The organism is Flavobacterium sp. CLA17 (assembly GCF_013112255.2).
GTDB lineage: Bacteria > Bacteroidota > Bacteroidia > Flavobacteriales > Flavobacteriaceae > Flavobacterium > Flavobacterium circumlabens.
Window position 1 is genome coordinate 1,142,290 of sequence record NZ_CP068294.1, and the last position, 25,965, is coordinate 1,168,254.

General features: G+C 34.2%; 22 protein-coding genes and 1 tRNA gene. 10 read left to right on the forward strand and 13 right to left on the reverse strand.

The window, feature by feature from the left end:
* Positions 1-42 precede the first annotated feature (42 nt).
* Together HAV12_RS05030 and HAV12_RS05035 are read left to right on the forward strand one after the other, a co-directional pair.
* Entirely contained in the window at positions 43-2,775 is a 2,733-nt protein-coding gene (locus tag HAV12_RS05030; RefSeq protein ID WP_171568738.1) for a chemotaxis protein CheB, read from the forward strand.
* A 35-nt stretch (positions 2,776-2,810) separates the two neighbouring features.
* The gene (locus HAV12_RS05035) at positions 2,811-5,255 is read left to right on the forward strand and encodes a PAS domain-containing sensor histidine kinase (protein WP_171568739.1); all 2,445 of its coding nucleotides are present in this window, start codon (positions 2,811-2,813) and stop codon (positions 5,253-5,255) included.
* Between the two features lie 31 nt (positions 5,256-5,286).
* On the opposite strand, the gene HAV12_RS05040 is transcribed toward HAV12_RS05035, so the two are convergent.
* The 4 genes from HAV12_RS05040 to HAV12_RS05055 all read right to left on the reverse strand — a co-directional run bounded on the left by HAV12_RS05040 (position 5,287) and on the right by HAV12_RS05055 (position 8,285).
* Positions 5,287-6,291, reverse strand: a complete 1,005-nt coding sequence (locus HAV12_RS05040; protein WP_171568740.1) for a chemotaxis protein CheB — start codon at positions 6,289-6,291, stop codon at positions 5,287-5,289.
* Between the two features lie 502 nt (positions 6,292-6,793).
* Positions 6,794-7,291, reverse strand: a complete 498-nt coding sequence (locus HAV12_RS05045; RefSeq protein ID WP_171568741.1) for a hypothetical protein — start codon at positions 7,289-7,291, stop codon at positions 6,794-6,796.
* Positions 7,284-7,778 carry a hypothetical protein gene (locus HAV12_RS05050; RefSeq protein ID WP_171568742.1) on the reverse strand — a complete coding sequence of 165 codons (495 nt, stop codon included), beginning with the start codon at positions 7,776-7,778 and terminating at the stop codon, positions 7,284-7,286. The genes HAV12_RS05045 and HAV12_RS05050 overlap by 8 nt, the downstream gene beginning before the upstream one ends.
* 433 nt (positions 7,779-8,211) lie before the next feature.
* Positions 8,212-8,285, reverse strand: a tRNA-Met gene (locus HAV12_RS05055).
* A 153-nt stretch (positions 8,286-8,438) separates the two neighbouring features.
* On the opposite strand from HAV12_RS05055, the gene HAV12_RS05060 reads away from it, so the two are divergent.
* Complete coding sequence (locus HAV12_RS05060; RefSeq protein ID WP_026984135.1) at positions 8,439-8,831, forward strand: START-like domain-containing protein; 393 nt, start codon at positions 8,439-8,441, stop codon at positions 8,829-8,831.
* 54 nt (positions 8,832-8,885) lie between these two features.
* A complete protein-coding gene (locus tag HAV12_RS05065) occupies positions 8,886-9,725 on the forward strand; it encodes an aminotransferase class IV (RefSeq protein ID WP_171568743.1) in 840 nt (279 codons plus the stop codon).
* Here HAV12_RS05065 and HAV12_RS05070 read toward each other — a convergent pair.
* The 6 genes from HAV12_RS05070 to HAV12_RS05095 all read right to left on the reverse strand — a co-directional run bounded on the left by HAV12_RS05070 (position 9,722) and on the right by HAV12_RS05095 (position 15,453).
* Positions 9,722-10,282 carry a YqgE/AlgH family protein gene (locus HAV12_RS05070; RefSeq protein WP_171571630.1) on the reverse strand — a complete coding sequence of 187 codons (561 nt, stop codon included), beginning with the start codon at positions 10,280-10,282 and terminating at the stop codon, positions 9,722-9,724. The two genes, HAV12_RS05065 and HAV12_RS05070, sit on opposite strands and share 4 nt — an antisense overlap.
* 128 nt (positions 10,283-10,410) lie before the next feature.
* Entirely contained in the window at positions 10,411-10,683 is a 273-nt protein-coding gene (locus HAV12_RS05075) for an HU family DNA-binding protein (RefSeq protein ID WP_012022249.1), read from the reverse strand.
* 180 nt (positions 10,684-10,863) lie between these two features.
* Entirely contained in the window at positions 10,864-11,811 is a 948-nt protein-coding gene (gene fmt / locus HAV12_RS05080; RefSeq protein WP_171568744.1) for a methionyl-tRNA formyltransferase, read from the reverse strand.
* Positions 11,811-13,706 carry an ATP-dependent DNA helicase RecQ gene (locus tag HAV12_RS05085; RefSeq protein WP_171568745.1) on the reverse strand — a complete coding sequence of 632 codons (1,896 nt, stop codon included), beginning with the start codon at positions 13,704-13,706 and terminating at the stop codon, positions 11,811-11,813. The genes fmt and HAV12_RS05085 overlap by 1 nt, the downstream gene beginning before the upstream one ends.
* A 64-nt stretch (positions 13,707-13,770) precedes the next feature.
* Positions 13,771-14,304, reverse strand: coding sequence for an AAA family ATPase (locus tag HAV12_RS05090; RefSeq protein ID WP_132036551.1), 534 nt, complete (start codon positions 14,302-14,304; stop codon positions 13,771-13,773).
* Positions 14,305-14,535: 231 nt separating this feature from the next.
* Entirely contained in the window at positions 14,536-15,453 is a 918-nt protein-coding gene (locus tag HAV12_RS05095) for a S9 family peptidase (protein ID WP_171568746.1), read from the reverse strand.
* A gap of 264 nt (positions 15,454-15,717) precedes the next feature.
* Here HAV12_RS05095 and HAV12_RS05100 point away from each other — a divergent pair, with 264 nt between their 5' ends.
* The 4 genes from HAV12_RS05100 (at position 15,718) to HAV12_RS05115 (ending at position 19,137) form a co-directional block, all read left to right on the forward strand.
* On the forward strand, positions 15,718-16,014 hold the full coding sequence (locus tag HAV12_RS05100) for a DUF493 family protein (RefSeq protein ID WP_171568747.1): 297 nt from the start codon (positions 15,718-15,720) through the stop codon (positions 16,012-16,014).
* A gap of 3 nt (positions 16,015-16,017) precedes the next feature.
* Positions 16,018-16,740: a DUF4290 domain-containing protein gene (locus HAV12_RS05105; protein ID WP_132036554.1), complete on the forward strand. Its 723-nt coding sequence runs from the start codon at positions 16,018-16,020 to the stop codon at positions 16,738-16,740.
* 194 nt (positions 16,741-16,934) lie between these two features.
* Positions 16,935-18,248 (forward strand): UDP-N-acetylglucosamine 1-carboxyvinyltransferase, encoded by a 1,314-nt coding sequence (gene murA / locus HAV12_RS05110; RefSeq protein ID WP_132036555.1) that lies wholly within the window; start codon positions 16,935-16,937, stop codon positions 18,246-18,248.
* A 13-nt stretch (positions 18,249-18,261) separates the two neighbouring features.
* Positions 18,262-19,137 carry a cation diffusion facilitator family transporter gene (locus tag HAV12_RS05115; protein ID WP_132036556.1) on the forward strand — a complete coding sequence of 292 codons (876 nt, stop codon included), beginning with the start codon at positions 18,262-18,264 and terminating at the stop codon, positions 19,135-19,137.
* A gap of 264 nt (positions 19,138-19,401) precedes the next feature.
* Here the strand turns inward: HAV12_RS05115 and HAV12_RS05120 are convergent, their stop codons facing one another.
* From HAV12_RS05120 to HAV12_RS05130, 3 genes are all read right to left on the reverse strand, one after another.
* A complete protein-coding gene (locus tag HAV12_RS05120) occupies positions 19,402-21,891 on the reverse strand; it encodes a DUF5686 and carboxypeptidase regulatory-like domain-containing protein (protein ID WP_171568748.1) in 2,490 nt (829 codons plus the stop codon).
* A 141-nt stretch (positions 21,892-22,032) separates the two neighbouring features.
* The gene (gene aroQ, locus HAV12_RS05125; protein ID WP_132036558.1) at positions 22,033-22,446 is read right to left on the reverse strand and encodes a type II 3-dehydroquinate dehydratase; all 414 of its coding nucleotides are present in this window, start codon (positions 22,444-22,446) and stop codon (positions 22,033-22,035) included.
* A 133-nt stretch (positions 22,447-22,579) separates the two neighbouring features.
* Positions 22,580-23,140, reverse strand: coding sequence for a porin family protein (locus tag HAV12_RS05130; protein WP_171568749.1), 561 nt, complete (start codon positions 23,138-23,140; stop codon positions 22,580-22,582).
* A gap of 471 nt (positions 23,141-23,611) precedes the next feature.
* Between HAV12_RS05130 and HAV12_RS05135 the strand changes: the two genes are divergently transcribed.
* Positions 23,612-24,193 carry a porin family protein gene (locus HAV12_RS05135; protein WP_132036560.1) on the forward strand — a complete coding sequence of 194 codons (582 nt, stop codon included), beginning with the start codon at positions 23,612-23,614 and terminating at the stop codon, positions 24,191-24,193.
* A gap of 152 nt (positions 24,194-24,345) precedes the next feature.
* Positions 24,346-25,884 (forward strand): hypothetical protein, encoded by a 1,539-nt coding sequence (locus tag HAV12_RS05140; RefSeq protein WP_171568750.1) that lies wholly within the window; start codon positions 24,346-24,348, stop codon positions 25,882-25,884.
* Positions 25,885-25,965 lie beyond the last annotated feature (81 nt).

Genomic DNA, 25,965 nt, shown 5'->3' on the forward strand with positions numbered 1-25,965 from the left:
TGATACCCCTGCTATTTCGCAAAAAAATCCTAATCTAAGTTTATGAGTAATGAAGAACCAAACTATATTGTTGCAATCGGTGCTTCTGCTGGCGGCTTAGAAGAAATAAACACTTTTTTTGAGCGTACGCCGCATGATGGCATATCCTATATTATTGTACAACACTTGTCTTCGGATTTTAAGAGTGCAATGGTAGAACTGTTGTCTAAACACAGCAGTTTGTTAGTGAAAGAAGCGAAAGAAGGAATGGAAGTTTATAAAAATGTAGTCTACCTTATTCCCAATGATAAGTTTATGGGAATCAAAAACAATAAACTCCAGTTAACGGATAAGGATAAAATAAAAGGGCCACATCTTACTATTAATACTTTTTTTAATGCCCTTGCCATCGACAACGGTAAAAAAGCAATTGGAATCGTTCTCTCCGGTTTAGGGTCTGATGGTAGTGAAGGTATAAGAGCGATAAAAGAAGCAGGCGGAATGACCATTGCCAGAAATCCACAAAATACCGAATTCAGCAGTATGCCCGAGCAGGCTATTGCCACAGATATGATCGATTACATTCTGGAACCTCAGTTTATGCCGGATGTTATTGCAGCGTATGTAAAAAGTAATGATGAAGTATCAGAGAATACCAAAGCTGATAAGAGTAACATCACTGAAATTATTGATTATATCCATCAGAATTTGCCATTTGATTTTTCAGATTATAAAGATACGACCATACTCCGCAGAACCAAAAGAAGAGCGGCAGCACTTAATATTTACGACCTGAAGGATTATTTGTTATTTCTAAAAGAAAATCCGGAAGAACTCAAAGCATTGGCAAAAGACTATTTAATCAGCGTTACTTCATTTTTTCGCGACACTGAGGCTTTTGATCTGATAGAGAAAACTATTTTACCAAGAATATTAGAGAATCTTAATCCACGTGATGAAATTAAATTGTGGGTCGCAGGTTGTGCAACAGGAGAAGAAGCTTATTCCATTGCTATTCTGTTAAATGAATTGCTGGTTGGAAAATTTAAAGATACAGTGATAAAGATTTTTGCAACAGATATCGATTCCGCAGCATTGCTTTATGCCGGAAAAGGGTCTTATAGCGCTGATCGCATTAATGGTATCAGTGCAAAGAGGCTCAGTGAATATTTTAATTTTGACGGAAAAAATTACATTGTAAAGCCGGAAATTCGCAAGATGCTGATATTTGCACAACACGATCTTGTCAAAAATCCTCCCTATTGCAACATGCATTTTATAAGCTGCCGTAATTTGCTGATCTACATGACGCCAATTCTTCAGAAAAAAATCTATGCTATGTTATTGTTTGGTCTTAAAACCAATGGCTTTCTGTTTTTGGGTTCAAGTGAAAATCCGCTAACCATTATAGATAATTTAGAGGTAGTTAATAAAAAATGGCGGATTTATAAGAGCCTGAAGGATAAGCGGACTGTTAACTTTGATACGTTTGCCCTGCCGGAACTTAGTACCTATAGACAAACGACAGCTATCAAAGACGATCCCTCCAAGAATATGAATACTACTTTTACAGAGACCGTTAATAGCTTAATAGCAAATTATATCGGGTATCTGGCGATTTGCGTTGATATCGAGAATACGGTAATCAAATCTTATGGCAATACATCAAAATATCTTTTGCCACAAAATTTCAATACCAATTTGCCGGAATTACTGCCCCGATCTTTAGCCGTTGCTTACAATACGCTGAGTAAAGAAGTTCTGAAAACGGAACAATTTGCAAGTGCAAAAGGTATCATGTTTAAACTCAATGATGTCGTTATGGAAGTCAATCTTTCAGTAGGCCCTGTTAATATTGATGGTGGAAAACAGAAAGGCCTCATTGTTATTTTCAATGATGATAAAACTACAAGTTCCGATAAGGATAAATACCCCTTATTTAACGAAGTAGAATATAATAACAAATATACCGAAGCGCTCGAAGAAGAACTGGTAGAAGTAAAAAGCCAACTTCAGGACGCACATGATAAACTGTCGGCTTCGAATGAAAATATGCAGTCTTTTAACGAAGAATTAATTTCAGCCAACGAAGAAATGCAAAGCACCAACGAGGAAATGCAGTCTGTTAACGAAGAGCTTCATACCATAAATGCGGATTATCAGTTGAAAAATAAAGAACTCGCTGAAATCAATGATGATCTTAATAATTATTTCAGAAGTAATATAAACGGACAAATTTTTATCGACAGTAATCTGAGATTAATGAAATACTCCCCTGGTGCCGTTAAACATATTAATTTGGTGAATACTGATATTGGACGTCCAATTCACCATATTTCAACAAATATAAAATTTGATACAATTGTAGAAGATACCAAAGCTGTAATTGAAAAAAGCACCATGATCACCAGGGAAATAGAGGCCAACAACGGAAAATGGTATCAGGTTATGATTATGCCTTATCTACAGGCAGGCAATAAAATTAACGGAGCGATTATTACTTTTAATGATATCAGCGAACTTAAAAACACGCAGTCTGAACTCCATAGTAAAAATGAAATTTTGCTGCGTATGAATAAGGAACTGGAATATATAAAAAAGACGGCAACAAACGATATTGCAATTCCTCTGACTGACATTGAAAATAGAATTAAAAAACTGAAAGATCTAAAATCTTCTGATGTTGACGTTGCGGAATTACTTTCGATCATAGACAGTTCAGTTCAGACACTTCGAGGTCTTGCAACTGATCTAGCCCGTAAAGTTGCAATTAAACACGACAGTGGATTAAACTAAATGACGACACGCGACAACTGATAAATATTTAAAACATGAGCAACGCAAATCTGGATTTCCTTTCACCACACAGTGAAATAGCGAAGCTTATACGCGATAAAGATTGGAGTAATAATCCGATTGGCAGGGCCGATTTATGGCCGCCTGTTTTAAAGTCAGCATTGATAATTATTTCAAACTCAAAATTACCAATAGTACTATTTTGGGGAAATGAGCTTGTTGTTTTCTACAATGATACTTTTTTGGAAATTCTGGATTCAAACGAGAAAGAAAAGTTTTCTTTTGGAGAACCCTTTAAAAGTAATTCGGATAAGGAGTGGGAATTTATAGAACCGATACTTAAAAATATTCTTCTGCAGGGTAATACGGTTTTCTATGAAAATCAAATATTTGAAGTTTTTTCAGATGGAAAAAACAACATTCCCTATACTGTTAATTGCAATCCCATTAGTGATGAATTAGGAAAAACGGCTGGTATTACAGTGAGTTTTATAACAACTTCAGGAAACGAAAAAAACAAATTAGCAAAAAATATTGAACGCTATTCTGCGACTCAAAGTGTGAGGGAATTTCGCAAAATTGTAGCAGAATCATCTATTCCCATTGCAATTCTCCGCGGACCAAATCATATTATTGAGAATGTTAACAGCGCTATGTTCCAAACTGTCTTTCAAAAAGAAAGAAAAGGAATCTTAGGCAAAGAACTTATTGATGTTTTTCCGAATATGCGCGATCAGAAATATTCCGATTTACTTGATGAGGTTTTTAAAAGCGGTCTTATCAAGAAGGAGAGAGAAGCAGAAATTTATATTTTGTATGAAGGAGAGCGGTATAAATTCTATTTTGATTTTGAATTTACGCCTTTACTGGAGGCCGATGGAAATACTTCAGGAATTATGGTCATCATCTACGACGTAACTGAAAAAGTGGAAGCACGCAAAAAAGCAGAAGATGCAGAAGAGCGGGCAACGCTTGCTGCGGAAATTGCAGAAATTGCCACCTGGGATTTCAACTTACAAACGCATCAGTTGATACATTCTGCCAGTCTGGCTACAACTTTTGGTTATCTGCCATCCGTAAAAATGTCCTATATTCAAATGTTAGAGCATATTGACCCTGTCGATCTGACGGATATTGTCAACAAAGCCTTTGAGGAAGCGATGAATACGGGGTATTACAAATACGTAGTTCGTATTCATAAAGCAGATGGGGAAGCCAGGTGGATTAAATCGCACGGTAAAATTTTTATGGATGATACTGGTGAGCCATTGAAAATGATCGGAACCATCCTTGACATAACGAATGAGAGAGAGCGTGAAGATCTTCTTTTAGGAAGGGAACAAAAATTCAGAATGCTGGCCGATTCCGTACCACAACTCATCTGGACTGCTGATTCTCAGGGAAATTTCAACTATTTTAATTTATCAGTTTATAAGTATACGGGATTAGCCGAAAGTGAGATGAGCCAGGGAGGATTGTTATCTCTTATACATAAAGAGGATAGGGATCAATTTATGAAATTATGGTCTGATGCTATTGGGGCAGGGACTGATTTATCGATAGAGCACCGCTTACTTAATGTTAAAGGTCAATACAGGTGGCATCTTAGCCATGCCTCCGCTCAAAAAGATATTCTTGGCAATATCCAGATTTGGGTAGGTACGAGTCATGATATACAGAATCAAAAAACTTTTACCAATGAACTTGAAAAACAGGTTCACGAACGCACTACCGAATTAATGACTAAAAATGGAGATCTGGTCAAAATGAATATAGAATTACGATCTTTCGCGTATGTTTCGAGTCATGACTTACAAGAACCTTTACGGAAAATTCAAATGTTTATAAGCCGTTTAGAAGATACAGAAGAAGATGTATTTACTGAAAATGCAAAAGAATATTTTACAAGGATTAAAGTTGCTGCAAGTAGAATGCAGACCCTTATTGTAGATCTTCTGGACTATTCGAGAACAAATACGTTAGATAAAATATTTGTGAATACCAATTTGGAAGATCTTGTCAAAGAAGTTATAAATGATTACAAAGAAATCATTGAAGAGAAAAATGCCGTAATTGAATTTTTTGATTTATCCGAAGTAAGAGGAATCCCTTTCCAGTTAAGACAGCTTTTTAGTAATCTGATAGGTAATTCTTTAAAATTTACCAGAAAAGGTATTTCGCCTCATATTATAATCAAAAGGGTAAATATTAAGGAAAAAGAAATAAACGCGCAGTCTGAAAATCCGGAAAGAAACTATTGCCATATTTGTTTTTCAGACAATGGAATAGGATTTGAAACCGAATATGAAACGCGAATTTTTGAAATCTTTCGTCGTTTGCATGATAATATAGAATTTAAGGGAACCGGTATTGGACTGGCGATCGTTAAAAAAATTGTTGAAAATCACGAAGGTATTATTACCGCTAAAGGAACTAAGGGAAAAGGAGCACAATTTAATATTTATATCCCGATACTGTAACTATTTTGAAGTTCTTTCAGGAATTATTAAATCATACTGGAGAATCAGTTACACCAGCCGTATCGTTACTTAATAAAATGGCTCTTATTCTGTCGATATGTATCTGTGACATTTTGGCCCTCTCTTTAGCAGAGGTCGCTGTGGCTCCTTTTTGATCCTGCGCGATCGTAGTGAGAAGATTTTTTCTTTCTTCAAACATTCTTAAAGCAGTCCACATCGTTTCTTCAATTTTCATAGTTTGTTCCGTCAGTAAAGCGGCAGCAGTATAAGCATGACCCGTGTGACATCTGTAACGCAGATCAGGTCCTTTATTCATTTTCCATAAAACACCTCCGCAGCCGGGACAATTAAAAGGAACTTGTTCTCCCAGTGAATTGACGGAAGGCAAGTCACTTAATACACGTTTTGCGATTTGAACCTCTTTGGTAATGTCTTCCGGAATTGCTGCCTGTTTTTTAGATTTTCTTGCGACTAAAGTCGAAAGTATACCGCCCATTTCGGCTATGCGTACACAATAATCCGGTTTTATTTGATTTAATGCATTTTTAGGCATGTCCGGATAATCGGCATCTGCCGGATCCTGAATAATGCAAATGCCTCCGCACCTTTGAATGGCAATTAAACCCGAAGTTCCATCATCCAGATATCCAGTTAAAAGAATTCCAATGGTACGGTTGCCGAAAGAAGTGGCTGCCGACCTGAATAAAGGGTCTATTGCAGGGCGCGAACGATTTTCCTGTGCGCCTTTAGTGGTCAGTATAGAACCATTTTCTTCAATCATCAGGTGATTATCGGAAGGAGCAAGATATATTTGACCAGATTTAATTTTTTCCCCCTGTGTAGCATGAATGCATTTGAGTTTGCCAATTTTATTTAACTCATTTAGCAATGCGTCGCCTGTAGCATCTGACGATAGATGCTGTACAATCAGTAAAGGGGCAGGAAAATCTTTTGGCAATTGTTCTATTAGGGCTGTTAACGCCTTCATTCCTCCGGCAGAAGTTCCAACAACAACTATAAATTCGTTTTCTTTCATGATTTCTAATTAATTATAGAATTTTAATTCCCGGTTGTTATTTTAAAATTTCAGTTAAAGGCGATTTGCAATACTCTACTAATACCTATTAAAAATTATAAACTTGTTAAGTTCTAGAAGATATCACCTAAAAATCGATGAATTTACTGTTGTTTCGATGTTATTATTTGCAGCTGGAATTTAGGCAACTGGTTTTGCGCTTTACAGTTACAAGGTCTCCATTCTTTGTGATGTCTAAAGTATTATATTTTGCAATAGAATAGTTACACAACAATTACAATGTGTTTCAAGATTAAAGGGTGTTGCGAGTAAATCCAGTGTAGTTTTTATTAAATGTTTCAGAATAAAGAATATAGACAACAAATTCTTCTATAAGTAATTGTTATAAACGAAAAAAACATCAACTTTTCAGTGGTGTTTTTTTATTTTGTAGCGAGGACGGGAGTTGAACCCGTGTCCTGGGTTATAACTAGTAGTTTTAATTATAAAAGCTTCACTTGGTCTAAGATGTTGTAACTGTGAAATATTTAAATTCTCTTCCTTTTAAATCGATACAATATATTTTGGTTTTACTAAATTCTACACCATAGTTTTTATTCATAAAATCAATAATTATATCTAAATGATATATGGCTTTCGTGAAATGTGGGCTATGAGTGATACTAGCTGTATGAATATCTTCACTTTTCGAAAAGTTTTCATTTAGTAAATATCTTGAACGTCTAGATAAGTGACATAGCTTAGTATATGATAAATATGTTGTTTCATCTATCTTTCCTAAAGACAAAGGGTTGAAAGGGTTTAACACCTCGTCAACTTGATTATGTGATAAATAATTTTTTGAAGTTTTTCTAACTATATGAGCATTCATTAAATGAAGTGCAGAATAAAAGCATACAGTCACTTGCCAATCCCAACGACTATTAATTAAAGTGTTGATTTGTGATAAATATTCTAAATTGCTTTTAGAATGGGATATATGGTCGTCAAAATTAGCCAATATTTAGACTAATTGGAATGTTTTTATAATGACTTGGAATTTCAAAATTATCACAATCATCAACTATAGTTGAAGAAACATGAAAACCAAATTTTGAATAAATAGCATTGGTTTTTGCTTGTGAAAGTATTAATGCATTTTCCATTTCTTCATCATTAGAAAAAATTTCAGCCCAAATCAAAATTTTGCTATCCGACAGTTCAATAGCTAGTTTTTTAGGATGCTTTTTTGAAGAAATTAACTCTTTAAAATAGTCGTTAACTAATCTACCGATAAAATATGAAGATGATTTTTCTCTAACAGTTGATACTATATCTTCTGTATTTCCATCAATCATAGATTGGTAAAATTGTTTTTGTTCTTTTTCCATAATATCATTATTGAATAGTTGTTCGTCATAACGAAGATTAGCAACCATTTCATCAAACCAATTATTAGGAGTACTAATAATTGGATTAGGAATAATATTTGAACTTTCTAATTGCATAAAATTTGATTTAAAACCTTAAAGAGTATTAATGTCAAAAATATACAATTACAACAAATAAGCATCATAAAATATTTTTAAAATCGTTGAAATACATGAATTAAGGTATATTTTTGTAAGTATTTACTTTCTAAAATTAAAAAAACAAAATTTTGACAAACTTATTAACATTTTTATTGTATGTTATTTTGATTAAAATAATTCTGTGAATTTAAAATAATAATAGTAATTAAATATCATGAGTTATTTTTTTTGAATTGTCAAATCAGTTTGATTATTTATATAGAATCAAGTTTGTTGTGTCGTGTATATCTGTTCATAAACAGAAGAAGTCACATTAAAAGAAGAGTAATTAATATGTTAAAAGTTACTCTTAAAAGTCACTCTAATAAAAAAAGGACCTACGAAAAAACGTAAGTCCTTGTCTTTTAAGTAGCGAGGACGGGAGTTGAACCCGTGACCTCAGGGTTATGAATCCTGCGCTCTAACCAACTGAGCTACCTCGCCAAAATTGCAAGCGAACCATGTTCCTCATTGCGGGTGCAAATATAAAAATAATATTAGAGCTTACAAGCATAAAATGAAGAAAAAAAAATATTTTTAAAAACGCATTGTTTTCGGACATATATTCTTATATTTCGAAAAAATTAAAAGTAGCACATGGATCCAAAAATACGTTACGAAATCGAGTTTCCTATAAATTCTTCGCCGCAATTATTATATCAATATATATCCACTCCGTCGGGTTTATCAGAATGGTTCGCTGATAATGTAAACTCAAGAGGGGAATTTTTCACTTTTATCTGGAATGATTCGCAGGAAAAAGCGCGTCTGGCTTCTAAAAAAACAGGTGAAAAAGTAAAGTTTAAATGGGTAGATGAAAGCAGTAAGGATACCGAATACTTTTTTGAACTTCATATTCTGGTCGATGAACTGACTAAAGATGTGTCCTTAATGGTAGTTGATTTCGCTGAAAAAGAAGAAGTGGGCGAAGCTAAACAATTGTGGGAGAATCAAATCTCAGACTTGAAACATCTTATAGGATCTGTTTAGTAAAAGTCTATTTAATGCCTTATATTTGCCCTGAACAAAATTCAGGGTTTTTTTATGATCAATTTTAACGGAAACATAGTAGAGCAGGAAGAGAATATATTAACTCAAAATCGTGCTTTTTTGTATGGTGATGGTGTTTTTGAAACGCTAAAAATAATCAACAGCAAAATATTGTTTCTCGAAGATCATTATTTCAGGTTAATGGCTTCAATGCGTGTGGTCAGAATGGAAATTCCCATGAATTTCACCATGGAATACCTGGAAGAGCAAGTTTTAAAAGTGGTTAATGAAAATGGATTTTCGGCCTCAGCAAGAGCGAGAATTACTGTTTTTAGAAAGGATGGAGGTTTGTATTTGCCAAAAACAAACGAAGTTTCATTTTTAATTCACACAACTGCACTTGAAAATACGTCATACATCTTAAATACAGCTCCTTATGAGGTTGATTTGTATAAAGATTTCTATGTGACCAAACAATTATTATCGTCCATTAAAACGACTAATAAACTGATTAATGTTACCGGAAGTATTTTTGCTCACGAAAATGGTTTGGACAATTGCATTTTGGTAAATGATACTAAAAATGTTGTTGAGGTATTACAGGGAAATTTATTTATGGTTATGGGTAAAAAACTGATCACCCCGCCAATTTCAGAAGGTTGTCTGAATGGAGTAATGCGTAAACAGATTTTAGCTCTGGCTAAGAAAACAGAAAGCATAGAAGTAAGTGAAGAAATAATTTCTCCGTTCGATCTTCAAAAAGCAGACGAATTATTTCTGACAAATGTAATCACAGGGATACAACCGATAAGTAAATATCGAAAAAAAGAATTTACAAACAGTCTGGCTCATTTATTAGTGCAGAAGCTGAATGAATCTATATCTGAAAATTAATTCAGATATGGATTTTCAGGTGCATTTGACCAAATAAGATAATCTCCGCCCAACTCAATTATTTGTTCTTTCCAAAAATGAGTGGTGGATTTTCCGATAATTTTATTCTTGTAATTATTATCGGCAATGATCCAGGAGTTTCCCTGCATTTCACTTTCAAGCTGATTTTCATCCCAACCGGTATACCCTAAGAAAAAACGAATATTATTTTTGTTAATAGATCCGTCATTTATTAAGTCTTTGGTCGATTCGAAATCACCTCCCCAATAAATTCCATTAGAAATCTCCACACTATTCGGGATTAACTCTGGAATATTGTGAATGAAATAAAGATTGTCCTGCTCTACAGGACCTCCATTATATATCTTAAAGCTAGCATCAATTTCAGGAATTAAGTCATTAATCGTATATTTTAATGGCTTGTTTATTATAAATCCTATTGATCCTTCTTTGTTATGGTCTGCTAATAAAATTACCGATCTGTTAAAAGATAAATCTCCAATTATTGAAGGCTCGGTAATAAGCAGGTGTCCTTTTTTTAATTTTTCTGAAATCATACGGCTACAATTTTTATTAAATTTAATCATAAAATTTTTAAAATCCCAAATAAAATCGTTAAACCGCACAAAAAAACCCTCCATGAGGAGGGTTTTAATTATATTATAAGTTTAGAGAACTTTCTTACTTAGTTCACTGCACCTTCTAATTCAGCACCAGCTTTAAATTTCACTACATTTTTAGCAGCGATTTTGATAGTTTTTCCAGTTTGTGGATTTCTACCGTCTCTAGCAGCTCTAGCAGATACTGACCATGATCCGAAACCTACTAGTGAAATTCTTCCTCCTTTTTTCAAAGTAGTCCCTACATTACCTAAAAAAGACTCTAAAGCTAATTTAGCCGCAGCTTTTGTAATTCCTGCATCAGCAGCGATAGCATCGATTAATTCTGATTTGTTCATAATTATTAGTTATTAATTGTTGGTTAAAAAAAAATTGTTAATACACAAATTTAGTAGGAAATCCGTTCCTTGCAAGTGTTTTCTTTAAATTTAGCAAAAATTGTTAATAACTTACTTTTTTTGTTCATAAAGCGTGTTATTTGTGGCTTAAAACAGGTAAAAACCCCTGTTTTATTGACCTTAATAGACCTTTGCTGTTTCCGAAAAAGTAATCCCGTTTAGCAATTCTTCTACCTGCATTCTCTTTTTTCCGGGGAATTGTAAACTTAAAAGCTGAACAAAACCATTTGCAATAGCAATTTTGATTTCTTTTTTGCTGCTGATCAGGCTTCCAATTTCATGGGAATGAGCTTCCTCAATCAGTTTTGCCTCATATATTTTAATACTTAATTCTTCGTTTTTGTCTTTTAAGAAACACCATGATGCCGGATAAGGACTTAATCCTCGAATCAGATTGTTGATTTCATCTCCGGATTTCGTCCAGTCGATTTTGCAATTTTCTTTGTTGAGTTTATAAGCGGTTTTGATTTCAGCATTGTCTTTCTGAATTGTCGTGGTCACATTTCCTTTTTCAATAATCTGCAAAGTATCAATTACTGTCTGACTTCCTAAATGCATTAATCGGTCGTGTAATTGTCCGGCATTTTCTGCTGGTTCAATTGCAATCTCCGAATTTAAGATCATCGCTCCCGTATCTATTTTATCATCTATAAAAAAAGTAGTGACGCCGGTTTTGGTTTCTCCATTAATAATAGCCCAGTTAATGGGTGCCGCGCCACGATAATCGGGTAATAAAGAGGCATGAAGATTAAAGGTTCCCAGGCTTGGCATTTCCCAGACTACTTTTGGCAGCATTCTGAAGGCAACTACAATTTGTAAATTCGCATTTAAGGATTTTAGTTCTTCCAGAAAACTTTCGTCTTTTAGGCTTGTGGGTTGTAATAAAGTTAAATCATTTGCCAGTGCATATTCTTTTACAGCAGAGTATTTTATTTTTTGTCCGCGTCCCGCAGGTTTATCTGCAGCCGTGATAACGCCCACAACATCGTAATTGTTTTTGATAATGGTGTCCAGAATGCCAACAGCAAATTCGGGAGTTCCCATAAATATGATTCTTAATTTTTCCATTATAATTTTAAAGTGTATGTATTATTAGGTTGTATGATGATATAGTTGTTTTCTAATAATTCCTGAAGTGCCGGAATAACAACGTCGGTATCCAGTTTGATCTGACTCTGAATTTCCCTCGAAGTCAAAGAGGCTGATTTTAATAAAGAAAGAATCTTATCCGCTATCGAATCCGCTTCGGTTATTTTGCCTTTTTTGGCAATACAATAGGAACAAACTCCGCAATTGGATTCTGTTTTTTCTCCAAAATAATCCAGAATCAATCTGTTTTTACAGGTTTTATCTTCTTTTATATAATGAAGAACAGATAAAAGCTGGTCTTTTTTAAGTTGATTTTGCCTTTCCAGATATTTTGACACTCTGTTTATCGTGAGCTCATCTTCACGGACTTCATTAAATAAGATAGTTGCGTCGTTGTTTTTGGATTTATATTCGATAATCTCTTTTTCTTGTAATTTTTCTAACACAACAGTAACTTGTTCTTCGGTATGATGTGATTTTTTGGCAATTAAGGAAAGATTAAAAGGGACTTTCAATTCATAAATTCCGGGATAAGTTCTCAATATCGCCAGAACAATTTCTTCATCATTCGGATTCAGACTTATGTAGCGAATCACTTCTTTGGATTCGATTAAAAATTGCATGGTAATCTTTTCAGAGAATTCCTGTGACATCGTAATAATTCCCTGCTGATTCAGAAACTGCAAAGCATTATAGGTTTTTAGGGTTGGGAAATCATATTTCTGGCAAAAATGATTCAGCTTAAACGAAAACGAATCATTAATACCTTCGCCATAAGCAATCTGAAAATAATTGCAGAGTTTGACATAGATGGCATTCAGGAATTTTTTATCAGGTAAAATACTTAAAAACTGCTGTTCGGTTTGATTGATATCTGAAGAACTGGTCAGTAAAACGGCAAATGATTTACCGCCATTTCGTCCCGCTCTTCCGGATTCCTGATAATAATTTTCAATGTTTTCAGGAAGCTGGGTGTGAATCACTGTTTTTACATTATCCTTGTCAATTCCCATTCCAAACGCATTGGTAGCCACAATTACCTGCGCTTGTTCCGACATCCACAATTGCATGTTTTTGTCTTTTTCCTTAGACGAAAGGCCGCCATGATAATAAGTTGCCTTAAAGCCCAGCGATTGTAATTGTGTCGAGATGTTCAGGCAGGATTTTCTGTTTCGTACATATATAATGGAAGGCTGTGGATTTTTCTTGAGGATTTGCTCAACACGATACAGTTTGTCTTCAACATTAAACACCATGTAAGCAATATTTTCTCTGGCAAAAGACTGCTGAAAAAATGCAGTATCTTTTAGTCCGAGTTCTTTTTTTATGTCTTCAATAACTCTCGGAGTAGCCGTTGCTGTCAGCGCCAGAAAGGGAATTTTAGGAAAGAATTTTTTTAGCTCGGAAATTTTCAGATAAGCGGGACGAAAATCATGGCCCCATTGCGAAACACAATGGGCTTCATCAATTGCAATTAAATTTATGGGCAGATTTTTAATGCGTTCCAGAATCCAGTCCGATTGCAGTCTTTCGGGGGAGAGATATAAAAATTTATAATTTCCGAACTGGCAATTGTCCAGTAAATCAATGATTTCTTCGGTGTGAATTCCTCCGGTAAGGGCAATAGCTTTGATTTCTCTTTTCTGTAAATTGGCCACCTGATCTTTCATCAGTGCAACCAAAGGTGAAACTACAAGGCAGATTCCGTCCTGCATCATGGCGGGAACCTGAAAACAGATTGATTTTCCGCCGCCGGTTGGCAGTAAGGCAAAAGTATCCTGACCATGCAGAACCGAATCAATTATTTCTTTTTGAAGTGGTCTGAAACCGTCGTGTTTCCAGTATTTTAAAAGAATTTCCTGTGCTTCCGGCATTGGTCTTGTTTTAAAGTTAAAAAATTTAGAAAGCAGTTTCTAGTTTTGCAACTTTAAAACAGGCCTAAATTTTATCTAAGATATAAAGAATTCTATTGTCCACGGTATCTTTCGGCACTTCTATTAAGTCGTAGCCGTATTTTTTATAAGTTTCAACAAGGTGATTCTGGATCGTGACTGCCTGTTCAAAATTCTCATAACGCTCTGTGTCGCTTTCATAAATTTCTTCCCAGGGCGGTAAAATAAAAATCTTAGAATATTTAATGTCTTCGCATGCCTTTGTAAAATGTGCCGGATATTCATCACCAATATAATCCATATAAGCCACAACATCAGGAATGCCACGGTCTATAAAAACCACATTGTCAGGTTCTTCAAGAGCCTGTTGGTATTGTTTGATGCGGCCCTGAAGCAGCATTTCGCTAAACAATAAAGGCTGTTCCAAAAACAATTGGTCGATACCTCGCTGTTGTGCTTCGAGCGTAACTTGTCTTGAAATTTCAGGATAACAGCAATAGCCACGAGCTACCAATTCGTTAATAAGAGTAGATTTTCCCGTTCCCGGGCCACCAATGAGTACTATGATTTGTTTTTGCACTTTCTTAAAATAAAGCGCAAATTTACCTAAACTTATTCGTAATTAAAAAGAATATTTATCAGAAACGAATGATTTCGTAATTTTATAGTTCAATAGAGCGATTTCTGTTGCTGCAATAAAGTTCGTTCCTCCGTAATTAAAGCATTAAGGAGCCACTTGTTCGATAGGTGGATTCATTTATTTAAATGAAAAGTAAATATAAAGAGATGCCTTTTTATTCCTGATTTTTTTTTACTCACAAAATAAATACTTTCCAGTATTAACACTTTTCTTGTCCGAAGGAATAATCAAATGCGATTCAAATTTATTGCCTTTTAAAACAGTATCCACAAAATCCAAAACATATTGCTGTCCCTGATGAAAAAGATAACCCGAGAACTCATGTCCGCCGCCGCAAAAAGTAATCAGTTCAATGTCTTTATGCAGGTCATTCATATGATTGTAAACGGCATAAGAACCAAAAAGAATCAGCCAGCCTGAAGCGTTTGTAGGGCAGGAGCGATGGGAACCCGCGGAATACGGAACAGTTGCATCATTATTTGCGTGTGAGAGTAACGTCGGAATTGCCTTTTCTCTCGTAATCAGATTAATATCCATGATTGCTCCAGAACCTCCTATAAAACCTTTGTATTTGAAGTTTTCCGGCAGATTACTTTTGTATAAATTCATGAGTTTATAATCCCAGTAAACAGCGTGAAAGCCGATTTCGGCACCGGCGCTAATTCCGGAAATAAAGATTTTAGAGGTGTCCAGATTGTATTTAGCAGCATTTTCGAGTAAAAAAGAAGTTGCCTGCCACATGTCGCTGACGCCAATCTGAATGGCTTTTATTTTTTCGGTCAAAGTGCCTTTACAGCCAAAATCCTTTCTTTTCATATACAAACTGTACGAAATGCTCGCCACGGCATAACCGTTTTTAGCCATAAACATTCCGAATTCTTTTTCGCTCGTACGTTCTCCGCCAGAAAACCCGCCTCCGAATGCAAAAAAGATCAACGGAATTTTTTCATTAGTTTTCTGCTGAGGTAAATACAAATCTAAATCCAGTTGGATCGTATCGTTCTGAAAATAGGTTATTGTTTTGATTTCTTGTCCCTGAATGTTGTTGAAATGGAGAATTATAAAAAGTAAGATTGCGTATTTTTTCATAAAAATGTTTTTTGAATGTCGCAAAGTTGCAAAGCCGCAAAGTAAAAATATCCAAAGCTTAGAAACTTTGCGTCTTCGCGACTTTTCGCGCAAATTTATCAGCAATGTTTTCTCAAATATAAGATGAAATTTCACAAAGAAATAAAGTTACAAAGCTTTTTTCTTTGCACCTTTGCATCTCTGTAACTTTGAACCTTTTTCGAAAGAAAAAAATCTAAAAATCTAAACTCAAAACCGTATATTTGCGTTTATTTTTAATTACGAATGGAGAACGATAAAGAAAAAAGTACCGCCGAATTTTACGAAAGATTAAAGGTTGAGCTGGATAATTCAAATACCTGGCCAGCAGAATATTTGTATAAATTTATAATGCCTTCAGTAGGCGATAATGTCGAGCGGGTTGAAAAAGCTTTTGACAGTATGGGGGCGGTTATTAAAACAACAAAATCTAAAACAGGTAAATTTACCAGCGTTTCTGTAGATGTTACGATGAACAGCGCCGATGAGGTGATTGATAAGTACAAAGAAGTTTCTACAATAGAAGGTATAGTTTCATTATAACTTATGGTCGAAAAATATAAAAAAGAAGTCGCGAATGACGTTGTTTTTAATTTAGAATACAATTCTGAAAGACAGCGTTTACTTATTCCGGAATATGGTCGTCATTTACAAAAACTGATTGATCAGGCAACTATTATTGAAGATGCTGAAACGCGCAATAAAGCGGCGAAATACATCATTCAGGTTATGGGGAGTCTGAATCCGCATTTACGTGATGTGCCAGATTTTCAACATAAATTATGGGATCAGCTTTTTATTATGTCTGATTTTAAATTAGATGTAGAATCGCCGTATCCAATTCCGTCCCGTGATGTATTACAGCTAAAGCCGGATGTTTTACAGTATCCGCAGAACTTTCCAAAATACAGGTTTTATGGGAATAACATCAAATATATGATTGATGTTGCCAATAAATGGGAGGATGGCGAGATGAAAAATGCATTGATACTGGTGATTGCCAACCATATGAAAAAATCATATTTGAGCTGGAACAAAGACACGGTAAAAGATGATGTGATTTTTGAGCATTTGTACGAATTGTCAGGAGGCAAAATCAACTTGTTACAAAGTACAGAAGAACTTTTAAATACAACTGATTTATTGCGTACCAACAAACGTATATCGAATAAAATTACGCCAGCAGGACCACCAAAAATCCAAAGCAACAAAAGCAATAATAAAGGCGGGAAACCAAAACCTTTTCAGAAAAACAATAGTCAGAAATAAAAAAAGGTACTAAGATACTAAGTGACTAAGGCTCTAAGTTTTTTAACTCAGAACCTTAGCTTCTTAGAGCCTTAGCGACTTAAAAAGAAGAACCTTAAAAATAAAAAAAGTTGCTAAGCAGCTAAGATACTAAGTTACAAGAGAAAAACTTAGAACCTTAGAACCTTAGTGACTCAGAACCTTAAAAAAAGAATATGGGAATTTTTAAAATCGAAGGAGGAATACCTTTAAAAGGAGAAATTACTCCGCAAGGAGCAAAAAATGAGGCATTACAAATTTTATGTGCCGTGCTTTTAACGGGAGATAAAGTGAAAATTAATAATATTCCCGATATTATTGATATCAATAAATTAATCACTTTGCTGGGTAATTTAGGGGTAAAAATTCAAAGAAATGAACCAGGTTCTATTACATTTCAGGCTGATGAGGTTAATGTAGGTTATCTGGAAACAGAAGCTTTCAAAAAAGAAGGAGGAGCACTTAGAGGTTCTATTATGATTGTTGGTCCTCTTTTGGCCCGTTTCGGAAAAGGATATATTCCTAAACCGGGAGGAGATAAAATTGGCCGTCGCAGATTAGATACACACTTTGAAGGTTTTATTAATCTTGGGGCAAAATTCAGATACAACAGAGAAGATCACTTCTATGGAGTAGAATCACCGGAAGAAGGCCTTACCGGAACAGATATGTTGCTTGATGAAGCTTCAGTTACCGGAACAGCAAATATTGTGATGGCTGCTGTTTTGGCAAAAGGACAAACAACCGTTTATAATGCTGCCTGTGAGCCTTACCTGCAACAGTTATGTAAAATGTTGAACTCTATGGGAGCTAAAATCACTGGAGTAGGTTCTAATTTACTAACTATTGAAGGTGTTGAAAGTCTTGGTGGTTGCGAGCACAGAATTCTTCCTGATATGATCGAAATCGGTTCCTGGATTGGTCTTGCGGCTATGACAAAAAGCGAAATCACAATCAAAAATGTAAGCTGGGATAATTTAGGTTTGATTCCGAATACATTCAGAAAATTAGGTATTACAATAGAAAGACGCGGAGATGATATTTACATTCCTGCTCACACAGATGGATATGAAGTGAAAACGGATATTGACGGTTCTATTCTCACCATTGCAGATGCGCCATGGCCAGGATTTACACCTGATTTATTAAGTATTGTTCTGGTGGTGGCAACACAGGCAAAAGGTGATGTTTTAATTCACCAGAAAATGTTCGAAAGCCGTTTGTTTTTCGTAGATAAATTAATTGATATGGGAGCAAAAATCATGTTATGCGATCCGCACAGAGCGGTGGTTATGGGACATAATTTCGAATCTCAGTTAAAAGCAACAACAATGTCGTCTCCCGATATTCGTGCGGGAATTTCATTATTGATTGCTGCTCTTTCGGCAAAAGGAACCAGTACAATTCAAAATATCGAACAAATCGACCGTGGGTACGAACGTATCGACGAGCGTTTGAGAGCAATTGGAGCAAAAATCGTGAGAGCGTAGATAAAAATCTCAAATGACGAATGAACAAAAAGCTATAAAAGCTACTTATTTTAGTATAGCTGGAAATACCTGCCTGGCCCTTGTAAAAGGTTTGGCAGGTTTTTTTGGCAATTCTTACGCCTTGATTGCAGATGCCATCGAATCAACAACGGATATATTTTCGTCCTGTCTGGTCTTGTTTGGAATCAAATATTCTAATAAACCGGCAGATGAAAATCACCCTTACGGTCATGGCCGTGCGGAGCCGTTAATTACTTTTTTGGTGGTAGGTTTTCTGATTACCTCGGCAACAGTTATTGGGTATGAAAGTATAGCCAATATTCAAACATCCCACGGATTACCAAAATCATGGACTTTGTATATTCTGGGGGCTATCATTATCTGGAAAGAATATTCTTTCAGAGTGGTGATGAAACGCAGTAAACAAACCAATAGTTCGGCTTTAGCGGCAGATGCCTGGCACCATCGCAGTGATGCGATAACTTCGGTTGCGGCATTTATCGGAATTACGATTGCGCTGGTAATGGGAAAAGGTTACGAATCTGCTGATGACTGGGCGGCTCTTTTTGCTGCTTTCTTTATTTTATACAACAGTTATAAAATCTTCAGGCCGGCACTTGGTGAAATTATGGACGAACATTTAAATGATGACTTAGTCGAAGAAATTCGCATTAAATCATTAACGGTTGAAGGAATTCTGGGGACTGAAAAATGTTTTATCCGAAAAGCCGGGATGAAATATCACGTCGATCTTCATGCCATTGTTTCGGCTAAAATTTCTGTAAAAGAAGGGCATGATTTGTCGCATAAACTGCAGGATACTTTAAAAGAAAAAATTCCTCAGCTGGGAAATGTATTAATTCATATTGAGCCGGATGATTATCATTAGGAGAGGTGCAAAGGGAGAGGTTCTGAGGGGCTAAGGTTTAAATGCTTTGAGGCTGTTTTTTTAATAAAAAATAAAAGCGGATTATTCTTAAAAAGAATAATCCGCTTTTTTGTGGATTTTATATTGACCTCGGGCAAACCTTTAATCTGCTCAATCTGCCAAATCTGCGTGAAAAAAATATACAACAGAGATATAAGTTACATAATCTAAAAATCCGCCAGGATTTCAACTCATTAATTCAGAACCTTAGCATCTTTTAAAAAGCTAGTCCAAAACATTTAAAATCTTTAGACCGAAAACAACTCCGTTTTGCTGTATGCCACTCTGATAAGAATGTATATAATCTACTCTGAAAAGTTTAAATTTTCCAAAACCCAAATTGTCCAGACCAACCGTAAATTCAGAATAAGGCTTTCTGTCCGGAACAGCCAGCGAGTGAAAACCTAAATTCAGGGTTGATTTTAAGAGATTCAGTAACGGAATTTTATTCATCATAAATCCAGTGTCATTGTATTCTAAATGTGCTTCAAAATAACTGTCGTTCGTGCTATTGGTATAGTAAGGCATTAAATTGAAAACATTCAGGTAACGATCGCTTGTTCCGATATGGGTTTGGTTTCCGTTAAAATGTTTGTAATCTATAAAGGATATATTTTCGGCATTAAAGAACTTTCCTGCCTTGAAACTGGTTCCCAGCAAGCCTTTGTTCCCTAGCGATAAATCATATTGTACCGCGGTTGCAATTCGCTCAAATTCATAGTTTTTTGAGCTGGCAGCAAATGCCTTTTCATAGGACAAAAACAGAGTAGGGTATTTGTCGTTCTTAATATTATATCTTCCGTCGGGTCTTGAGATATATTTATTGCCAAAATTGATGCGTGCCGTAATATTGGCCTTGAACAAATGATGCTGATTGAAAGCAGGAGTTTCAAAATCATTTGGCGACAGTGGATTATTAGAAGAATAAATATCGTCTCTTTTAAAGAAAGAATAATCGGTTGTATTCAAAAGCGGTTTTCGTTGCTCGTACGCAATTTTACCATTCAGATTTATTCCGTTTGCGACATATTGGTTGTAGTTGATTTGTGCAAATTCTAAATTATATAGCTTCGTGTAATTGTTTTTAAAAAACAAGGAGCTTACAGAATTGACAAACTTACTGATTGGTTCAGCACTATTAAATTGGGCTACTTTTGTTCCTCCGAAAACGGCAACAGAGGCGTAATTTATTGTGTTGAAACGGTGGCTGAATTCTCCAACTGCCCGAAAACGTTCGTCCGAAAAACCATAATTAAACGTAGTGCTTACAGAAGTGCTTTTTCCTTTTTCTTCATTCCAGTTTTTGAATGAAAAGCCCGAATTGAAATTAAATCCCTGAACGGTATTAAAACTTAAAGAAGTAATGTTTAACAAACCGTCATATTCAAACGAATATTTCTTAAAAGTATTTTTGTACTCGTACCCTTTTAAAATATCCCAGATTTTAAATTTATTGTTTTTGGCATCAATCGAATCAGTGTATTTCTGAGATTTGCGAATGGTTTGCAGGCTGTCTTTTTTGTTGTAATCATTGCTTTCCTCAATAGTTAAAGGAATCGGACGAATTTCATTCCAGAAAGCGTCGTCTTTTTTATTGGAGTTGGCTTCAAAAGCAACAATTTCATTTCCGAATGTCTTTTTTGCAAACGAAGCCGGAAACTCGTAATTGGAATAAACATAATTGAATTGCCCCGAAAATTTAATACCAAAAACGCCCGCTTTAAAATATAAGGTTTGTGCATTTTTAGACCATATTTTGTTTTCTGAATTGTAATTAAAGCTTTGTTTTAGCGTCATTATCTCCGTAAGTTCATTTTTCATTCGATAGCCTTTTATGTCTAAATCTATCGCGTAAATTGCAAAACTGTCATCAACAATATATATATAACCTTCAAAAACAGGCTCTTTATCGCGTTTTGGAATTACTTTTATTTTATTTATTTCGTGATTATTGGCATCAAAAAAGGTGCCTTCTAATTGGTACTTATAATAATTGAAAGCATTATCGGCAATTGGGGAAATTAATTTAATGTCAAAATCCAAAGTATTATCATAAAAATCATAGGTCGATAATGCTGCGGTATTGTAGCTGTATCCCCGGTTATTTCCTGAAATTTTTGAGGCTATAATTTTTTCTTTGAGATTATTCGGTTTTTCATAACTAACTTTCGAGATGGTTTCCGACAGGTACAGAATTCCTGTTCCGGTAGAATCCAAATTAGAAGACATATCTTCTCCCAAATCTACTTTTTGGCCTAATATTTTTTTAGGCAGGTCTTTTACTTTAAACATTCCCTTTGAATAAAAATCGGCCGTGAAGCGGGAAGTTTTTTCTGAATTTTCTTTTTTGTTGGCAATGGCACTTCTTATGATGGCATTTGCGGGATTGTTTTTAGGATCAATCACCACTTCATTTAAGGCAAAACTTTCTTCCACCATTTTAACATTCAGAACGATTACTTTGGAATCGGGAGAAACGGCTATTTTTTTGGTTTTAAAACCTAAATACTGAAAGGTAATTTTGTTTTTGCCGGCTTCTTTTACATTAAGCTGGTATTGTCCCTGCTCGTTTGATGTGGTTCCGGTATACGTGTTTTCTTCAAAAACAGAAACAAAAGGCAAAGGGTTTCCTTTTTCATCGGTTATGGTTCCTTTGATCTGGGCAAAGTTAGAAAACGAAAAAAATAAAAAGGCTAGTAAAGTATAGTTTCTCATGAAAGTTATTTCTTTCACAAAAATAGAATAACTTAAAATCGGGGCTATTAAAAATTTGTTAAATTGTGCACGTCAGGCTCAGCGGAGTCGAAGCCTATTATTTTGTTGATTGCCTTCGACTCCGCTCAGGGTGACATTATTTTACAAAAAAGACTGAATGGCCAAATCGTAACTTTTTAATCCAAAACCTAAGATCACACCTTTGGCATTTCCCGATAAATACGATTGATGTCTGAAGCTTTCCCGGGCATAGGTATTCGAAATGTGGACTTCAATTACCGGAGTGGTCACCGCTTTGATGGCGTCGCCCAAACCAATAGACGTATGCGTGTAAGCGCCGGCATTTAATATTATTCCATCAAAAGTAAAACCGCACTCCTGAATTTTGCCTATCAGTTCGCCTTCAATATTACTTTGATAATAAGAAAGTTCAATATTTGGATATTTTTGCTGCAACGTTTCAAAATAGTCTTCAAAAGTCTGGCTTCCGTAAACTTCGGGTTCTCTTTTTCCTAAAAGATTCAAATTGGGTCCGTTGATAATGCAGATTTTCATAGTATAATTTGATTTAATACTTGTGCAATGATTCCGCTTTACATTTTGCAGCATACATTTTACAAAGTATGTAAAAATAAAAAAACCGCTCCAATTAACAGAGCGGTTTTTATAAAAGTATGTGATATTATTTTTAGAACATAAATCCTGCTGATAATTGTATGTTGGAGTTTTTAACATCTGCGTTTTTTGAAGCTTCTGTTAATCCCAGACCGTAACGAGCCTGAACAAAAATGTTTTTAGTGATTTTTAATCCTAAACCTGCATTTACACCAAATTCAAAAGTTTCAGCATCTTTTACATCAAAATCATTTTTTTCGCTTAATAAGAATGACGCTTGTGGTCCAACCTCTAAACTCAATGATTTAGTCATATAAATTTTAGCCATTACAGGAATGGATAAATAACCTAATTCATTTTTAAATTCGTTTACAGCATTTTTGTATGTTGCTCCTTGTGTAGAGTACAAAAGCTCTGGCTGAATAGAGAATTTTTCTAATAATTTGATTTCAGCGACTACACCTACATGATAGCTGGTAATTCCGTCTTTATCGAATGCTACACCGTTTAAAGATGCATCTCCTGTCTGACTGGCAAAGTTAACCCCTGCTTTAGCTCCAATTTGTAATAATTGAGCCTGAATTGTTGCTGATGTTGCGATGAACAATACAGCTGCTAAAAGTATCTTTTTCATAAAAAAGTTTTTTAAAGTTTGGTATTTTTTTTAAATGTTATTAACAGTTCAAAACTAGTTATTTTGCTTTTTATTGTTTTATGTTTTAGTTAAATTTTTTATTAAAATTCACACATCTTTATATTTTAATTTGGTAAAACACTTTTTTTATAATTTTAAAGTATTGAATTTTAGTTATTTACAGATAAATATGAATGCTTACATATTCATACTATAATTAGTATATTTTATTAAAGTTGCATATTATTTTTTAATTTGAAAGATTTTAAGTACTAATTTTTAAACATTATTGCGCCTTGTTAATAGGTTTGTTTAATGAGAATAGTAATACTAATATATTTTAAATCAAGGATATACAAAATAGAATAGTTTGATTCTTTTACTTTTTGATAATTGTTTTTTAATTTGTTTTATTAGGAATTTTAACATGTGTTTTATACGTTTGTTTTCTAAACTTTAACAAAATAAAAAATGAAAAAAATTATTTTATCAATGCTTGCGATCTTAGTGTTTGGATTTGCAAATGCTCAGAAGACAAGATTTGGAGTAAAAGGAGGTTTGAACGTTTCAAGCTTTACAGGTGGAGATTATTACGACGATTCGAAATCTTTAATAGGTTTCCATGTTGGGGGTTTTGCTGAGATTAAAGTTATTGAAAGATTAGCTATTCAGCCTGAACTTTTGTTTTCTACACAAGGTGCAAAATTGAAATATATTGGGGATTCTGATATAGATAATAAATTAAGTTATTTGAATGTGCCAGTTTTAGCTAAATTTTTTATAACTAAAGAATTTACCGTGGAAGCAGGTCCGCAAGTAGGATTTTTGCTTTCTGCAAAATACGATAGTGAAGATGCAAAAGATGATTTTAAATCTGTAGATTTTGGATTTAATTTTGGTGTTGGATATAGTTTTACTGACAATCTTGGTGTAAACCTTCGTTATACAGTAGGTCTAGCTAATATTGCTGATTATGAAACGGATAATGTAGAAGATTTTTTAGATAGCCCAAAAAATAGCAATTTAGCTTTGTCTTTGGCTTATAAATTCTAATATTTTAAAATAAAATAATAAAAAACCTTCTTTAATCGGAAGGTTTTTTTTATAGATTATATTTTTTTTGAAAGAAAATATTTATTAATAATTTGTTTTTTTGAAATTATAATATTATAATTGTAAGATTATTAACATGTAAATATGATATTATGAAAGCCGATTTTAAATTTTTAGTGTGGAGTTTTTTTTGTCTATGTTTATTTTCAAGCTGTGAAAATCAAAATGATAATAGTTTTGATTCTGCAAATATGGAAGTCAATGAAGCAAAAGTTGATAAATTGTATGATGCAAATTCAAATCTTAAAAGAGAGTTTGGTAAAGCATTAGTAAAATCTCTCAAAGAAAGCAGAGTTTTAAGGGATTTAATTAAAAATGAATCTTTAAAGATGTTTGATAATGATTATGAGGTTTTGTATCAAATTATTAAAAATGAAAGATTAGAGAATAATATAAGTGTTAGGGAAAGTTTACTTAAAAATTTGGGCAGCGAAAGTTTATTAGAGCAAATAGAAAGAAATAACCCGACCCTTACAATTTTAGTTCCTGTATTACCTGAAAATTCTTTTTCAGCTGAGTTATGGGATACACAAAGCCAAATACCTAAAGTAGCTATTAGACTTAATACTAGTAATGATGTGCCAATTATTAATCAGGATGGAACGGAAGAAATTATTGAGGCTAGATATATCCCTTCATTTCCAGTAATTGTTTTGAAAGATAGCGAGAGGATAATTCCTAGCAGTAATTCAACTAATAAAAACAGTAAAACAAATATAATTGGTTACATTAGTGGAGTTAGTTATAAATTTTTAGATGATTGCTTTGATGGATCAAAGAGATTAAAAAATGAAACTGCAAGGACTGTAAATTCTACTTTATTAGATTCTAAATTAATTACCTCTTATAATATTTATACAGCTCTAAATGTGGATGGTTGGCAAAGAGATTATATTTACTATAATATCACACCTGGTATTCCGAGGGGATCCATTAAATATGATTTTCAAGAAACAATAAAATCGTTTTCATTGCAAGGGAATGCTGTCGCTGCCTATAACAAAATTGCAGATCAAACGGGTGATCCAAAAAGTTTAGGTTTTCTTGCTAATCCTATTGGAGGTTGGAGTGCAGGAAATTTTGAATTTAAAGTTCGAATAATTGTTAACGGAAAAAATGGAATTGGGAATGAAATAATAAAATATTTTAATGCAACACCCAGTGATTTATTTGATTTTACTTATGTAAGAGGAACGAATTGGGTAACTAAAATGTACTATTTTGTAAGTATCAATGGGATTAAGCAAATGAACTTAAATATTCCAATTTTTAATTGGGATTTGGACCAGTATGCTGCCTCAATTAAAATTGATATTGAAGAGATCGATTTGACTGAAACAACAATTTTAACTGATTCTAGGAATGTTGAATATGCGTCTAATTTTGGAGTTGATATTAGTGGAGGGATTGGTGAATACGTTAAAATAGGGCTTAAGTATGGAACAAGTCAGAAAGTTAATAAGAATAGTACAGTTCAAAGGACTTTTACACAGGGTAATGATTTGCTTGGAGATGTTATTGTGAATTTTGGGGATAATGTGATTATTGGTGCTTCTGGAGGAAATTACACAACTAGGGAGTATAATTCCGGATTATATTCAATCACTGTTGAGCCGACTCGTGTGCAATAGTTTTTTTGTTAATTGAAAATATGCTAAACCTTCCCTAACCCGGAAGGTTTTTTTATGCCTAAAAATGTTTTACTTTGCGGA

Excerpts from the sequence above, each read along its gene's own strand:
- HAV12_RS05030 (WP_171568738.1), top strand. The coding sequence starts at position 43 with ATGAGTAATGAAGAACCAAACTATATTGTTGCAATCGGTGCTTCTGCT.
- HAV12_RS05035 (WP_171568739.1), top strand. The coding sequence starts at position 2,811 with ATGAGCAACGCAAATCTGGATTTCCTTTCACCACACAGTGAAATAGCG.
- HAV12_RS05040 (WP_171568740.1), bottom strand. The coding sequence starts at position 6,291 with ATGAAAGAAAACGAATTTATAGTTGTTGTTGGAACTTCTGCCGGAGGA.
- HAV12_RS05050 (WP_171568742.1), bottom strand. The coding sequence starts at position 7,778 with ATGCAATTAGAAAGTTCAAATATTATTCCTAATCCAATTATTAGTACT.
- HAV12_RS05060 (WP_026984135.1), top strand. The coding sequence starts at position 8,439 with ATGGATCCAAAAATACGTTACGAAATCGAGTTTCCTATAAATTCTTCG.
- HAV12_RS05065 (WP_171568743.1), top strand. The coding sequence starts at position 8,886 with ATGATCAATTTTAACGGAAACATAGTAGAGCAGGAAGAGAATATATTA.
- HAV12_RS05070 (WP_171571630.1), bottom strand. The coding sequence starts at position 10,282 with ATGATTTCAGAAAAATTAAAAAAAGGACACCTGCTTATTACCGAGCCT.
- HAV12_RS05075 (WP_012022249.1), bottom strand. The coding sequence starts at position 10,683 with ATGAACAAATCAGAATTAATCGATGCTATCGCTGCTGATGCAGGAATT.
- fmt (WP_171568744.1), bottom strand. The coding sequence starts at position 11,811 with ATGGAAAAATTAAGAATCATATTTATGGGAACTCCCGAATTTGCTGTT.
- HAV12_RS05085 (WP_171568745.1), bottom strand. The coding sequence starts at position 13,706 with ATGCCGGAAGCACAGGAAATTCTTTTAAAATACTGGAAACACGACGGT.
- HAV12_RS05095 (WP_171568746.1), bottom strand. The coding sequence starts at position 15,453 with ATGAAAAAATACGCAATCTTACTTTTTATAATTCTCCATTTCAACAAC.
- HAV12_RS05100 (WP_171568747.1), top strand. The coding sequence starts at position 15,718 with ATGGAGAACGATAAAGAAAAAAGTACCGCCGAATTTTACGAAAGATTA.
- HAV12_RS05105 (WP_132036554.1), top strand. The coding sequence starts at position 16,018 with ATGGTCGAAAAATATAAAAAAGAAGTCGCGAATGACGTTGTTTTTAAT.
- murA (WP_132036555.1), top strand. The coding sequence starts at position 16,935 with ATGGGAATTTTTAAAATCGAAGGAGGAATACCTTTAAAAGGAGAAATT.
- HAV12_RS05115 (WP_132036556.1), top strand. The coding sequence starts at position 18,262 with ATGACGAATGAACAAAAAGCTATAAAAGCTACTTATTTTAGTATAGCT.
- HAV12_RS05120 (WP_171568748.1), bottom strand. The coding sequence starts at position 21,891 with ATGAGAAACTATACTTTACTAGCCTTTTTATTTTTTTCGTTTTCTAAC.
- aroQ (WP_132036558.1), bottom strand. The coding sequence starts at position 22,446 with ATGAAAATCTGCATTATCAACGGACCCAATTTGAATCTTTTAGGAAAA.
- HAV12_RS05130 (WP_171568749.1), bottom strand. The coding sequence starts at position 23,140 with ATGAAAAAGATACTTTTAGCAGCTGTATTGTTCATCGCAACATCAGCA.
- HAV12_RS05135 (WP_132036560.1), top strand. The coding sequence starts at position 23,612 with ATGAAAAAAATTATTTTATCAATGCTTGCGATCTTAGTGTTTGGATTT.
- HAV12_RS05140 (WP_171568750.1), top strand. The coding sequence starts at position 24,346 with ATGAAAGCCGATTTTAAATTTTTAGTGTGGAGTTTTTTTTGTCTATGT.